Origin of the sequence: Pseudomonas sp. R25(2017) (assembly GCF_002112565.1) — a bacterium.
GTDB classification, from domain to species: domain Bacteria; phylum Pseudomonadota; class Gammaproteobacteria; order Pseudomonadales; family Pseudomonadaceae; genus Aquipseudomonas; species Aquipseudomonas ekonensis.
Genome location: NZ_NEHZ01000007.1, coordinates 85,183 through 98,356, shown reverse-complemented (window position 1 = coordinate 98,356; position 13,174 = coordinate 85,183). Strand labels below are relative to the sequence as shown.

Annotated in this window: 15 protein-coding genes; 12 read left to right on the top strand and 3 right to left on the bottom strand. The window is 69.1% G+C overall.

Going from position 1 to position 13,174, the window contains the following annotated elements; translation table 11 throughout:
* Positions 1–16: 16 nt before the first annotated feature.
* The 9 genes from mdcA (at position 17) to madM (ending at position 7,270) form a co-directional block, all read left to right on the top strand.
* The gene (gene mdcA, locus CAG31_RS10930; RefSeq protein WP_085580815.1) at positions 17–1,687 is read left to right on the top strand and encodes a malonate decarboxylase subunit alpha; all 1,671 of its coding nucleotides are present in this window, start codon (positions 17–19) and stop codon (positions 1,685–1,687) included.
* Complete coding sequence (locus CAG31_RS10925) at positions 1,687–2,559, top strand: triphosphoribosyl-dephospho-CoA synthase (protein ID WP_085580813.1); 873 nt, start codon at positions 1,687–1,689, stop codon at positions 2,557–2,559. Before mdcA ends, CAG31_RS10925 begins: the two co-directional genes overlap by 1 nt.
* The gene (locus CAG31_RS10920; RefSeq protein ID WP_085580811.1) at positions 2,559–2,858 is read left to right on the top strand and encodes a malonate decarboxylase subunit delta; all 300 of its coding nucleotides are present in this window, start codon (positions 2,559–2,561) and stop codon (positions 2,856–2,858) included. Before CAG31_RS10925 ends, CAG31_RS10920 begins: the two co-directional genes overlap by 1 nt.
* The gene (locus CAG31_RS10915; protein ID WP_085580809.1) at positions 2,851–3,702 is read left to right on the top strand and encodes a biotin-independent malonate decarboxylase subunit beta; all 852 of its coding nucleotides are present in this window, start codon (positions 2,851–2,853) and stop codon (positions 3,700–3,702) included. Before CAG31_RS10920 ends, CAG31_RS10915 begins: the two co-directional genes overlap by 8 nt.
* Entirely contained in the window at positions 3,699–4,484 is a 786-nt protein-coding gene (mdcE, locus tag CAG31_RS10910; protein ID WP_085580807.1) for a biotin-independent malonate decarboxylase subunit gamma, read from the top strand. Before CAG31_RS10915 ends, mdcE begins: the two co-directional genes overlap by 4 nt.
* Positions 4,481–5,104 carry a malonate decarboxylase holo-ACP synthase gene (locus CAG31_RS10905; RefSeq protein WP_371856099.1) on the top strand — a complete coding sequence of 208 codons (624 nt, stop codon included), beginning with the start codon at positions 4,481–4,483 and terminating at the stop codon, positions 5,102–5,104. The genes mdcE and CAG31_RS10905 overlap by 4 nt, the downstream gene beginning before the upstream one ends.
* Complete coding sequence (mdcH, locus tag CAG31_RS10900; RefSeq protein ID WP_085580803.1) at positions 5,101–6,021, top strand: malonate decarboxylase subunit epsilon; 921 nt, start codon at positions 5,101–5,103, stop codon at positions 6,019–6,021. Before CAG31_RS10905 ends, mdcH begins: the two co-directional genes overlap by 4 nt.
* 66 nt (positions 6,022–6,087) lie before the next feature.
* Positions 6,088–6,504: a malonate transporter subunit MadL gene (gene madL / locus CAG31_RS10895; RefSeq protein ID WP_085580801.1), complete on the top strand. Its 417-nt coding sequence runs from the start codon at positions 6,088–6,090 to the stop codon at positions 6,502–6,504.
* Between the two features lies 1 nt (position 6,505).
* The gene (madM, locus tag CAG31_RS10890) at positions 6,506–7,270 is read left to right on the top strand and encodes a malonate transporter subunit MadM (protein ID WP_085580799.1); all 765 of its coding nucleotides are present in this window, start codon (positions 6,506–6,508) and stop codon (positions 7,268–7,270) included.
* 58 nt (positions 7,271–7,328) lie between these two features.
* Here the strand turns inward: madM and CAG31_RS10885 are convergent, their stop codons facing one another.
* Positions 7,329–8,243, bottom strand: coding sequence for a LysR substrate-binding domain-containing protein (locus tag CAG31_RS10885; protein WP_085580797.1), 915 nt, complete (start codon positions 8,241–8,243; stop codon positions 7,329–7,331).
* Between the two features lie 141 nt (positions 8,244–8,384).
* Here CAG31_RS10885 and CAG31_RS10880 point away from each other — a divergent pair, with 141 nt between their 5' ends.
* Positions 8,385–9,002, top strand: coding sequence for a hemolysin III family protein (locus CAG31_RS10880; RefSeq protein WP_085580795.1), 618 nt, complete (start codon positions 8,385–8,387; stop codon positions 9,000–9,002).
* A 15-nt stretch (positions 9,003–9,017) separates the two neighbouring features.
* Here the strand turns inward: CAG31_RS10880 and CAG31_RS10875 are convergent, their stop codons facing one another.
* Positions 9,018–9,935 (bottom strand): LysR family transcriptional regulator, encoded by a 918-nt coding sequence (locus CAG31_RS10875; RefSeq protein ID WP_085580793.1) that lies wholly within the window; start codon positions 9,933–9,935, stop codon positions 9,018–9,020.
* Between the two features lie 108 nt (positions 9,936–10,043).
* Here CAG31_RS10875 and CAG31_RS10870 point away from each other — a divergent pair, with 108 nt between their 5' ends.
* Together CAG31_RS10870 and CAG31_RS10865 are read left to right on the top strand one after the other, a co-directional pair.
* Complete coding sequence (locus CAG31_RS10870; RefSeq protein WP_085580791.1) at positions 10,044–11,282, top strand: D-amino acid dehydrogenase; 1,239 nt, start codon at positions 10,044–10,046, stop codon at positions 11,280–11,282.
* A 29-nt stretch (positions 11,283–11,311) separates the two neighbouring features.
* Positions 11,312–12,226, top strand: a complete 915-nt coding sequence (locus tag CAG31_RS10865) for a transporter substrate-binding domain-containing protein (RefSeq protein WP_085580789.1) — start codon at positions 11,312–11,314, stop codon at positions 12,224–12,226.
* A 136-nt stretch (positions 12,227–12,362) separates the two neighbouring features.
* Here CAG31_RS10865 and CAG31_RS10860 read toward each other — a convergent pair whose 3' ends face one another.
* On the bottom strand, positions 12,363–13,082 hold the full coding sequence (locus tag CAG31_RS10860) for a 16S rRNA (uracil(1498)-N(3))-methyltransferase (protein WP_085580787.1): 720 nt from the start codon (positions 13,080–13,082) through the stop codon (positions 12,363–12,365).
* Positions 13,083–13,174: the final 92 nt, after the last annotated feature.

The window sequence follows — 13,174 nt, the reverse complement described above, 5'->3', positions numbered from 1 at the left end:
ACCCCGTGGAGTGAGCATGACAACAACAATAACCCCCGACCCGCGCTGGACGCGGCGGCGTGACGAGAAGCGGCGTCGCCTTGACCGGGTGCGCGGCCTGGCCGACGGTGCGGTGCTCCCGACCGACCGGATCGTCGCGGCGCTCGAAGCGCTGATCCTGCCCGGCGACCGAGTGGTCCTGGAGGGCAACAACCAGAAGCAGGCGGACTTCCTGTCCCGGGCCCTGGCCAAGGCCGACCCGTCGAAGCTGCACGACCTGCACATGATCATGCCCAGCGTCGGCCGCTCCGAGCACCTGGACCTGTTCGAGCGCGGCATCGCCCGCAAGCTGGACTTCTCCTTCGCCGGCACCCAGAGCCTGCGCATCAGCCAGTTGCTGGAGGACGGCCTGCTGGAGATCGGCGCGATCCACACCTACATCGAACTCTATGCGCGGCTGGTGGTGGACCTGACGCCCAACGTGGTGCTCTCGGCCGGCTTCATGGCCGACCGCGCCGGCAACATCTACACCGGCCCCAGCACCGAGGACACCCCGGCGCTGATCGAGCCGGCGGCGTTCAGCGACGGCATCGTCATCGTCCAGGTCAACCAATTGGTGGACGACGTCAGCGAATTGCCCCGCGTCGACATTCCCGCCTCGTGGGTGGATTTCGTGGTGGTGGCGGACAAGCCGTTCTACATCGAGCCGCTGTTTACCCGCGACCCCCGGCACATCAAGCCGGTGCACGTGCTGATGGCGATGATGGCGATCCGTGGCATCTACGAAAAACACAACGTGCAGTCGCTCAACCACGGCATCGGCTTCAACACCGCCGCCATCGAGCTGATCCTGCCGACCTACGGCGAGTCCCTGGGCCTGAAGGGCAAGATCTGCCGCAACTGGACGCTCAACCCACACCCAACCCTGATCCCGGCCATCGAAAGCGGCTGGGTCGAGAGCGTGCATTGCTTCGGCACCGAGCTCGGGATGGAGCAGTACATCGCTGCCCGCCCGGACGTGTTCTTCACCGGCCGCGACGGCTCGCTGCGCTCCAACCGGATGTTCAGCCAACTGGCGGGGCAGTACGCGGTGGACCTGTTCATCGGCGCCACGTTGCAGGTCGACGGCGACGGCCATTCCTCCACCGTCACCCGCGGGCGCCTGGCCGGTTTCGGCGGTGCGCCGAACATGGGCCACGACCCCCGCGGCCGCCGTCACGGCACTCCGGCCTGGCTGGACATGCGCCACACCGATTCGGCGCAGCCGATGCTCGAACGGGGCAAGAAACTGGTGGTGCAGATGGTCGAGACGTTCCAGGAGGGCGGCAAGCCGACCTTCGTCGAGACCCTCGACGCCGTGGACGTGGCGAAGAAGAGCGGCATGCCGCTGGCGCCGGTCATGATCTACGGCGACGACGTCACCCACCTGCTCACCGAAGAAGGCATCGCCTACCTGTACAAGGCCCGTTCGCTGGACGAGCGCCGGGCGATGATCGCGGCGGTGGCCGGGGTCACCGCCATCGGCCTGCGCCATGACCCGAAAGACACCGAGCGCCTGCGTCGCGAAGGCCTCGTGGCCCTGCCCGAAGACCTCGGCATCCGCCGCACCGACGCCACCCGCGAACTGCTGGCGGCCAAAAGCGTGGCCGACCTGGTCGAGTGGTCCGGCGGCCTCTACAACCCGCCCGCCAAGTTCAGGAGCTGGTGATGCACGCACTCCATCCGCAAGCGAAACCCGTCAGCCTGGCCGAGCGCCTGGCGGACCTGGCGGTGGACGCGCTGATCGACGAGGCCGACCTGTCGCCGAAACCGGCCCTGGTCGACCGTCGCGGCAACGGCGCCCACACCGATCTGCACCTGGGGCTGATGCACGCCTCGGCGCTGGCGCTCTGGCCGGCCTTCAAGGAAATGGCCGAAGCCGCCACCGAGACCGGAACGATTGACCTGGCGTTGCGCGAAACCGTCGGCCGCATCGGCCGTGAAGGCGAACAGGCGATGCTGGCCACCACCGGCGGCGTCAACACTCACCGCGGCGCAATCTGGGCCTTGGGCCTGCTGGTGACGGCCGCGGCGCTGGCGCCTGAATCCAACGGTGCCGGTGCGGTCGCCCTGCGCGCCGCGCGCCTGGCGCTGCTGGAGGACCGTCATGCGCCGCGTCCGTTGAGCCATGGCGCCCAGGTCGCCCTGCGCTACGGCGCCCGTGGCGCCCGCGAGGAAGCGCAACTGGGCTTTCCGGCGGTCACCGGGCGCGGCCTGCCGCAGCTCGAACGCAGCCGCGCCGCCGGCCACGGCGAGCAGAACGCCAGGCTCGACGCCTTGCTGGCGATCATGACCGGCCTGGCCGACACCTGCGTGCTGTACCGCGCCGGGGAACCCGGCCTGCACGCCATGCAGCGCGGGGCCCAGGCCGTGCTCGACGGCGGCGGCAGCGCCAGCCTGGCCGGCCGCCGGCATCTGCACGCGCTGGACCGGCAACTCATCGCATTGAATGCCTCGCCCGGCGGCGCCGCCGATCTGCTCGCCGCCACCTTGCTGCTCGACCGGATCGGTCACGGCGGCATCCTTCAGGGAGCGTATTGATGGAAACCCTATCGTTTGAATTCCCCGCCGGCCAGCCGCCGCGCGGACGTGCCTTGGTGGGCTGCGTCGGCTCCGGCGATCTGGAGGTGCTGATCGAGCCGGGCCTGGCCGGCACGCTGTCGATCAACGTGCAGACCTCGGTCAACGGCAGCGGGCAGCGCTGGCGGCATCTGTTCGCGCGGATGTTCGACGGCACGGTGCCGCCGGCCATGAATATCGAGATCCACGACTTCGGCGCCACCCCCGGCGTGGTTCGCCTGCGTCTGGAACAAGGCTTCGAGGAGATCGGCCATGACTGACAGCGCAACGTTGCTGAACAAGCACAGCTTCGTCGAGCTCGGTGCGCGGCAACGGGCCAAGGCCTTGCTCGACGCCGGCACCTTCCGCGAGCTGCTCGACCCGTTCCAGCGCGTCATGTCGCCGTGGCTGGAGCGCCAGGGCGTCGTCCCCCAGGCCGACGACGGCGTGGTGATCGCCAAGGGCAGCCTCGACGGCCTGCCGGTGGTCGTTGCCGCCATCGAAGGCGCGTTCCAGGGCGGCAGCCTCGGCGAGGTCGGCGGGGCGAAGATCGCCGGCGCGCTGGAGCTGGCCGCCGAAGACAACCGCAACGGCATCCCGACCCGCGCCGTCCTGCTGCTGGAGACCGGCGGCGTGCGCTTGCAGGAGGCCAACCTGGGGCTGGCGGCGATTGCCGACATCCATGCGGCGATTGTCGACCTGCAGCAGTACCGGCCGGTGGTCGGCGTGGTGGCCGGCAGCGTCGGCTGCTTCGGCGGCATGTCGATCGCCGCCGGCCTGTGCAGCTACCTGCTGGTGACCCAGGAAGCCCGGCTGGGCCTTAACGGGCCGCAGGTGATCGAGCAGGAAGCCGGCATCGCCGAGTACGACTCGCGGGACCGGCCGTTCATCTGGAGCCTGACCGGCGGCGAGCAGCGTTTCGCCAGCGGGCTGGCGGACCGCTACGTGGCCGATGACGTGGCGCAGATTCGCGGGCAGGTCGCCGACCTGCTGCACCAGGGCCTGCCGGCGCACCCGCGCAGCCGGCGCGCCGAGTGGTTTTTGCGGCGTCTGGCGAGCCTGGACGCCGAGGCGCAGATCGAACCCTCGGTGGTTCGCGACCTGTATCAAGGAGAGCGTTCATGAGCGGAATATCCCTGCGGGGCCTGAACTGGTTCAACGCATTGAGCGGCGGTGCGCTGGCGCTCGAAGGCTTGCCGCCGTCGCTGCGGGTGGCGGACGTCGCGCTGGGCCGTCTGCTGGCGGTGGTGGCCGATCCGGACAACCGTTTTCCCCGCGCCCGTCAGGGCGAGGTCGGCCTGCTGGAGGGCTGGGGCCTGGCCAAGGCCGTGGACGACGCCGTTGTGGCCGACCGCGACGCATCTCACAAACGGGCCCTGATCGCCATCGTCGATGTGCCGAGCCAGGCCTACGGCCGTCGCGAAGAGGCCCTCGGCATCCATCAGGCGTTGGCCGGGGCGGCGGACAGCTATGCCCGAGCACGCCTGGCCGGGCACCCGGTGATCGCGCTGCTGGTGGGCAAGGCCATGTCCGGGGCGTTTCTGGCCCACGGTTATCAGGCCAACCGCTTGATCGCCCTGCGGGATCCGGGGGTGATGGTGCACGCGATGGGCAAGGCTTCGGCGGCGCGGGTGACCTTGCGCAGCGTCGAGGAACTGGAGGCGCTGGCGTCCAGCGTGCCGCCCATGGCTTACGACATCGACAGCTACGCCAGCCTGGGCCTGCTGTGGGAAACCCTGTCGGTGGCGCAGACCGAACAGCCGACGGCGGAGGATCTGGCGCGGGTGAGCGAATGCCTGCGGCAGGCCATCGCCGATGTGTCGTCGGCGGACCTGGGCGGGCGCCTCGGCGCGGCCAACCGCGCCGCGTCGAGCCGGGTGCGCGAACTGCTGAGGGCGCAGTGGTGAGCCTGTCCTGGCCGCTGCCCCACGATCTGCTCTGGGGCATGACCCCGGCGCAGCTGCCGGCGCAGGCGCCGCTGTGGGCGGTCGAGTCGTTGCGCGCCGGCCATCCGGTGGTGGTGCGGCGCGCAGAGGGCGCACCCGGTCAGGTTGCTGTTGGCCTGCGCGGTGCGGCGCGGGAGCAGCGTTGGGCGGCGTTCATGGCGGCCGATTCGGTGGTGCGCCGGGTCAGTCCGGAGGCGCTGTGCCACGTCGACAGCCCCCGTGACCTGCCGGCGATGCGGGCGCTCAGGCAGCTTCGCCCGCTGCTCGACGACGGCGGCTGGGCCTGGGGCGTCAGCGGCAGCGCCGGGTTCGAACTGGCGAGCGGGTTTGCCGCGATGCACGCCGGCAGCGACCTCGACCTGATCCTGCGCACGCCGCAGCGGTTGCCCCGTCATCAGGCGCGCCAGTTGCTGGCGCTGCTTGAGCGTGCGGCCTGCCGGATCGATCTGCAGTTGCAGACGCCGTCCGGGGCGGTGGCCCTGCGTGAGTGGGCGGGCGCTTCGGCAAGGGTGCTGCTCAAAAGTGCGCAGCGGGCGTACCTGGTCAGCGATCCGTGGAACCCGCAGGAGCTGGCGGCGTGAGCAGCCTGCTGGTGTTCCCCGGCCAGGGCGCGCAGCAGCCGGGCATGCTCCGGCCGTTGCCCCGGCAAACGCTGGCGGAGGCCAGCGATGCGCTGGGCGAAGACGTCACGCGGCTGGACTCGCCGCAGGCCCTGCGCACGACACGGGCGGTTCAGCTCTGCCTGCTGATCGCCGGCGTGGCGGCGGCCCGGCAGCTGCTGCAGGACGGTGCGCAGGTGGATTATGTCGCCGGCCTGTCCATCGGCGCCTACCCGGCGGCGGTGGTGGCGCAGGCGTTGAGCTTCGGCGATGCGTTGCGCCTGGTCAGCCTGCGCGGCGAACTGATGCAGCAGGCCTATCCGCAGGGCTTCGGCATGACCGCCATCACCGGCCTGCCTCCGGAGGCCGTGGAAGCGCTGGTCGCGCAGGTGCACAGCGGCGAATCCCCGGTCTACCTGGCCAACATCAACGCCGACAGCCAAGTGGTGATCGCCGGCTGCGACCCCGCGATGCACGCGGTGGCGGAGCTGGCGCGCCGCCGTGGGGCGGGCCTGGCGAAACGGCTGGCGGTGAGCGTGCCGTCGCACTGCCCGCTGCTGGAGGGCCCCGCGCAGGTGCTGGCCGACGCGTTCGCCGCCGTGCCGGTGCAGGCGCCGAAGATCGCATACCTGAGCGGCAGCCGTGCACGTCCGCTCACCAGGCCCGAAGCCCTGCGCGATGACCTGGCCTTCAACATGTGCCGTGTGGTGGACTGGCGCGGCACCGTGCAAAGCGCCTATGAGCGCGGCGTGCGGCTGCAGATCGAACTGCCGCCCGGCGCGGTGCTGACCGGGCTGGCGCGCCGGGTGTTCGAGCAAGGCACGGTGATCGCCTTCGACGGCGCCCGGCCCGACACCCTGCAGGCGCTGCTGCGTGAGGAGGAGGGCCGCCGACCCTAGACCACCCGACTTCAGGCTTCGAACAACAAAAACAACATCCGACGATGCAACTTGAGGACTGCGACAATGATTATTTACGGTGTGGCGCTGCTGGCGATCTGTACGCTGGCAGGGGTGATCATGGGTGACCTGCTCGGCGTGCTGCTGGGGGTCAAATCCAATGTCGGCGGGGTCGGGATCGCCATGATCCTGCTGATCTGCGCACGGCTGTGGATGCACGGGCGCGGCGGCATGACCAAGGACTGCGAGATGGGCGTCGGCTTCTGGGGCGCCATGTACATTCCGGTGGTGGTGGCGATGGCCGCGCAGCAGAACGTCGTCACCGCGCTGCACGGCGGCCCGGTGGCGGTGCTGGCGGCGATCGGTTCGGTGGTGGTCTGCGGCTGCACCATTGCCCTGATCAGCCGCACGAACAAGGGCGAGCCGTTGCCGGACGAGCCGGCAGAGCCGGCCCCGATGGCCGCCCCGGCGGGAGGTCGCTGACATGTGGGATCTCATCGAGAAAGGTCTGGAGCACAACGGTCTGGTCACCGCGTTCGCGTTCGTCGGCGTGATCATGTGGGTGTCGGTGATTCTCTCCAGGCGCCTGACGTTCGGGCGCATCCACGGTTCGGCCATCGCCATCGTCATCGGCCTGGTGTTGGCCTGGGTCGGCGGCACGCTGACCGGCGGGCAGAAAGGGCTGGCGGACCTGACCCTGTTCTCCGGCATCGGCCTGATGGGCGGGGCGATGCTGCGGGACTTCGCCATCGTCGCCACGGCGTTCGAGGTGCAGGCCACCGAGGCGAGGAAGGCCGGGCTGATCGGCGTGGTCGCGCTGCTGCTGGGCACGGTGCTGCCGTTCATCGTCGGTGCGTGCATGGCCTGGGCCTTCGGCTACCGCGACGCGGTCAGCATGACCACCATCGGCGCCGGGGCGGTGACCTACATCGTGGGGCCGGTGACCGGCGCGGCGATCGGCGCGACGTCCGACGTGATGGCGCTGTCGATCGCCACCGGGCTGATCAAGGCGATCCTGGTGATGGTCGGCACCCCGGTGGCGGCGCGCTGGATGGGCCTGGACAACCCGCGTTCGGCGATGGTGTTCGGCGGCCTGGCCGGCACCGTCAGCGGCGTGACCGCGGGACTGGCGGCGACGGACCGGCGGTTGGTGCCCTACGGCGCGCTGACGGCGACGTTCCACACCGGGCTGGGCTGCCTGCTGGGGCCTTCGGTGCTGTTCTTCATCGTGCGCGGGATCGTCGGCTGACGTCGGGTGCCGGGTTGCCCTCAATCGCCAGCAGGCCGGCGATCGGGGGCGCCCGGCCTCAGGCCTGGCGGTTGGCGTACATCCGGCACTCCGCCAGCAACGCCAGCAGGTTCGGGTCGCGTTCCTTGGCCTTGAGGAACACCACGCCGATGTGCTGCTGCAACCGGTACTTTTCCTGCAACGGGATCAGTTTCACCCGGTTTTCGTACACCGCCGCGATCCTCCCCGGCAGCAGCGCATAGCCCACCCCGGAACTGACCATGCTCAGCAGGGTGAAAATGTCGTTGACCTGCATCGCCACCTTCGGCTCGAACCCCGCCTGGCGGAACACCCGGATGCCGTCCTGGTGGGTGGCGAAGCCTTGGGTGAGGGTGATGAAGGTCTCGTCGCGCACGTCGGCCAGGTCGACCTCGCTGCGTTGGGCGAACCGCGAGTCGGCCGGGGTGGCCAGGAAAATGTCGTCGGAGAACAGCGGGATCTGTTCGCAGTCCGGGTCGCTGACGCTGTCGTCCAGCGACACCAGGATCGCATCGACCTCCATGTTCTTGAGCTTGTAGAGCAGGTCGATGTTCGAGCCCAGGATCAGGTCGATGTTGAGTTCGCTGCGGCGGATCTTCAGGCCCATGATCAGTTGCGGCACGGTCTTCACCGTCAGCGAGTAGAGGGAGCCCAGCTTGAAGCGTTCGGCGGAGAACCCGGCGGCCTCGCGGGTCAGGCGCACGCTCTCGACCACGTCCTGGATCAGCTTCTGCGCCCGCTCCTCCAGCACGTAGGCGCTTTCCAGCGGCGTCAGGTTGCGTCCCTCGTGCTTGAACAGCGGGCAACGCAGGGCGCTCTCCAGCGAGTGGATGGCGCGGTGCACGCTGACGTTGCTGGTCTGCAGCTCGGCGGCGGCCCGGGCGAGGTTGCCGGTGCGCATGAAGGCGAGGAACACCTCGAGTTTTTTCAGGGTCAATTCTTCGTCGATCAGCATGGCGCGGACTCTTCTTGATATCGGTCGATTGTGCCCAATTAACCGGACAGGCGCAGGCCCGCGTCGAACCGAAACATTGCGCTTTTACGCTCAAGGCCCGAGCCTTGCGCGCGGCGGTCATGAATCTGAGGTCAGCGACACATGTATCACGGGGAAAAACTCAACGCCTGGACGCACCTGGTCGGGGCGGTGGCGGCCTTCATCGGCGGGATCTGGCTGGTGGTGATCGCCAGCCTGGACGGCAGTCCGTGGAAGATCGTCAGCGTGGCAATCTACGCCTTCACCTTGCTGGTGCTGTACAGCGCCTCGACCGTGTACCACAGCGTGCGGGGGCGCAAGAAAGCGATCATGAAGAAGGTCGATCACTTTTCGATCTACCTGCTGATCGCCGGCAGCTACACGCCGTTCTGCCTGGTGACGCTGCGCGGGCCGTGGGGCTGGACGCTGTTCGGGATCGTCTGGGGGCTGGCGCTGATCGGCATCCTGCAGGAGATCAAACCGCGCTCGGAGGCGCGGATCCTGTCCATCGTGATCTACGCGGTGATGGGCTGGATCGTGCTGGTGGCGGTCAAGCCGCTGCTCGATGCGCTGGGGCCTGCGGGTTTCGCCTGGCTGGCCTCGGGCGGCGTGCTGTACACCGTGGGCATCATCTTTTTCGCCCTCGACCACCGGCTGCGGCATGCCCACGGGATCTGGCACCTGTTCGTGATCGCCGGGAGCCTGCTGCACTTCGTGGCGATCTGGTTTTACGTTTTGTAGGCGCCGGCCTGCCGATCAGTGTTGTGCGGCGCCCGGGCCACCGAGCTGTTCCCGGGCCCGGCGGCTGAAGATATCCAGCAAGTCGCTCAGCGCATGGGGCGGCGGTTCGCTGGCGCGGATCACCGCGTACAGGGTGATCGGCAGCGGCGGGGCCAGCGGCCGCAGCGTCGTGGTCGCCGGGGCGGCGCCGAGGGCGGTGAACGGGTCGATCACTGCGACGCCGGCGCCGGACTCCACCATCGCCCGCGCCAGCGAGTAAGTCTGCACGGCGATGCGCACCCGAGGCGGCGGCTCCACCGCTTCGAGGTAACGGTCGAGCCGGGCGGCCAGCGGGTCGGCGCTGGACAGGCCGATCAGCGGCGCGTCCGCCAGCGCCGTCAGCGGCAGCGGCCGGCCGGCGTCCTCCGGCGGCCAGAACCCCTTCGGCGCCAGCGCCACCAGCACCCCCGACGCCAACGCCTGGGCTTTGAGCCCCGGATGGTCGGGCAGTTGCAGGGTCAGGGCCACGTCCACCTCGCGCATCAGCAGGTTCTGCGTCAGTTCGCGGCTGTGGGCGCTGGACAGCTCGCAGGCGATGTCCGGCCAGCGCACCGTCCATTCGTGGATGGCCGGCGGCAGCAGCGACAGCGCCAGGGCCGGGGTCGCGCCGATCCGCAGGCTGCGGCCGGGCGTGCGGCGCAGGCTCTGGGCCAGGCGCCGCACGCCTTGCAGGCTTTCGCTGACCTTGTCGACTTCGCGCTCCAGCTCCAGCGCTTCCGGGGTCGGCTGCAGCTTGCCGCGCACCCGCAGGAACAGGGCGAAGCCCAATTGCTGTTCGGCGTGCTGCAGCACTTTGGTCACCGCCGGCTGCGAGACATGCAGCAGCTGCGCGGCGGCGCTGACCGAGCCGGTCTGGCGGATGGCCTGGAAGACCTCGATGTGACGTAGGCGCATGGCAAGTCCATAACCTTTGCTTATGGGTCTGGCATCTTTATTCATTGTCCGGCGCCTGTCACCTGGCACTAACCTCGGCCTCGTCTTCACGAACGGTTAAGGACGGACATGGCTCAGCGTGTGTGCATCATCGGCGGCGGCGTGATCGGCCTGGCAACGGCCTATGCATTGGTGCGCGACGGCTTGCGGGTGACGGTGGTCGAGGCCCGCGACAGCTTCGGCGCCGAGACCAGTTTCGCCAACGGCGGACAGTTGTCCTACCGCTACGTCGCGCCGCTGGCCGACGCCGGCGTGCCGTGGCAGGCCCTCGGCTGGATGCTGCGCGGCGACTCGCCGCTCAAGCTGCGCCCGCGCCTGGATCCGCAGCAGTGGCGCTGGATGGCGGCGTTCCTGGCCGCCTGCCGCAGTTCGGTGAACCGTGAAAACGCCGCGCACCTGCTGCGCCTGGCGCTATTGAGCCAGCGCACACTGAAGGCCTGGCGCGAGGAGGACGGCCTCGCCGGGTTCCACTGGCGGCGCAACGGCAAACTGGTGACGTTCCGCGATGCCGGCCGTTTCGCCCAGGCCCGCCGGCACCTGGCCGACCCCCGGCAGCAGCAGGTGCTGAGCGCCGCCGAGTGCGCGCAGCTGGAACCGGCGCTGGCCGACGGGCCTTTCGTGGGCGGGATCCATACGCCGGACGAGGAAGCCGGCGATTGCCACGGCTTTTGCCGGCAACTGGCGGCGCGGCTGGAGGCCTCCGGGTTGTGTGAGTTTCGCCTGGGCCGGACGGTGACCGGCCTGCGCCACCGCGACGCAGAGGTCACGGCCATCGAATTGGGCGACGAGGTGCTGGCGGTCGATCAACTGGTGATCGCCGCCGGCCACCGCAGCCCGCTGCTGGCGCTGCCGGGTCTGCGCCTGCCGCTGTACCCGCTCAAGGGCTACAGCCTGACCGTGCCGATCGGCGAGGGGCATCGGGCGCCGGACGTGAGCATCACCGACTACGACCGCAAGATCGTCTACGCCCGGATCGGCGAACAGCTGCGGGTGGCGGCGATGGTCGACATCGTCGGCTTCGACCCGGCCGTGGATCCCGCGCGGTTGGCCCTGATCCGGCGCCAGGCCCGCGACACTTTCCCCGAGGCCGGCGATTACGGCGCCGCCGTGGAATGGGCCGGCATGCGTCCGGCCACCCCCACCGGCGTACCGCTGCTGGGCGCCACGGCCTACCGCAACCTGTGGCTGAACCTGGGCCACGGCGCGCTCGGGTTCACCCTGGCCTGCGCCAGCGGGCAACTGCTCAGCGAGCTGATCGGCCAGCGCCGGCCGTCCATCGACCTGCACGGCTTCAATCCCCACGCCTGAACCCCGAACACCCACAACGGAGAACAACAATGCAAAAAATCACGTTGCTCGGCTGCACCCTCGGTCTGTTGCTCGGCGCTCAAGCCCAAACCCAAGCCCACGCCGGCGAAGCACCGCTTGGCGGCACGCTGGCCAAGATCGCCGGCGCCAATAGCATCACCCTGGGCTACCGCGACGCCTCGGTGCCGTTCTCTTACATAGGGGACAACACCGGCCAGCCGATGGGCTACTCGGTGGAGCTGGCGGGCAAGATCGTCGAACGCATCCGCCAGCAACTGGCGTTGCCGGAGCTGAAGGTGAAATACAACCTGGTGACCTCGCAGACCCGCATTCCGCTGGTGCAGAACGGCACCGTCGACCTGGAGTGCGGCTCCACCGGGGTGACGGCCGAGCGCCAGAAGCAAGTGGCGTTCTCCTACGGCTTCATCTACGTCAAAGGACAGCTGCTGACGGCCAAGGACAGCGGCATCCAGCGCTTCGACGACCTGCGCGGCAAGAACGTGGTGACCACCGCCGGCACCACCAACGAGCGCTACCTCAAGAGCTACAACCTCAACCACAAGCTCGACATGTTCGTGATCAGCGCCAAGGACCACGGCGAAGCGTTCCAGATGCTGCAGTCGGGGCGGGCGGCGGCGTTCTACATGGACGACGCGCTGCTCTACGGCGAACGGGCCAAGGCCCGGGATCCGCACAATTGGGTGGTGGTGGGGGAGGAGCAGTCGCGGGAGATCTACAGCTGCATGGTGCGCAAGGATGACCCGCCGTTCCTGGCGCTGGTCAACGGGGCGTTGGGGGATTTGTACGCGTCGGGCGAGATCAACGGGATCTACCGCAAATGGTTCGAACAGCCGATCCCGCCGAAGGGCCTGAACCTGGAGTTTCCGATGACCGTCGAGCTGAAGGCGATCATCGCCAGGCCGGTGAGCGATCCGGTACAGTGACCGGCTTCAGGCCCGTGTGCCGCCCATCGCGGGCAAGCCCGCTCCCACAGGTATTTGTAGCGTATGCAATGCTTGTGAGCGACAGGGAACACTGTGGGAGCGGGCTTGTTCCGGGCGGCGATCCGACGATGGCGCTCTAGAAGTCACCCCAAAGTTGCTGGGCCACCGCCAGCGCCACCACCGGCGCGGTCTCGGTGCGCAGCACCCGCGGGCCGAGACGGGCGGCATGGAAACCGCCGGCCTTGGCCTGCTCGACCTCGGCCTCGGACAACCCGCCCTCCGGCCCGATCAGGAACGCCAGGCTCGCTGGTTTGGCGTGGCTCACCAGCGGCTCCGCCACCGGGTGCAGCACCAGTTTCAGGTCGGCCTCGGTCTGCTTCAGCCAGTCGGCCAGCAGCACCGGCGGATGGATCACCGGCACCCGCGAGCGGCCGCACTGCTCGCAGGCGCTGACCGCCACCTGGCGCCAGTGCAGCAGGCGCTTGTCGGCGCGTTCGTCCTTGAGCCGCACTTCGCAGCGCTCGCTGAAGATCGGGGTGATCTCGTTCACGCCCAGTTCGGTGGCCTTCTGGATTGCCCAGTCCATCCGCTCGCCGCGCGAAAGGCCCTGACCGAGGTGGATGCTCAGCGGCGATTCCGGCTGGCCGGCGAACTGCTCGTCGATGCGCACCGTCACGCGCTTCTTGCCGACCTCCGCCAGTGCGCCGAGGAACTCCTGGCCGGAACCGTCGAACAGCTGCACCGCATCGCCCTCGGTCATGCGCAGCACGCGGCTGATGTAATGCGCCTGGGCTTCGGGCAGTTCGTGCTCGCCGAGGCTCAGGGGGGCGTCGATGAAGAAGCGGGACAGTCTCATGCGGGGTCTCTGTAAAAGGTGTGGGGCGTACGCAGCGGCTGTTCTGTGGGAGCGAGCCTGCTCGCGATGGCGACGACGGGGTTCGTCAGACG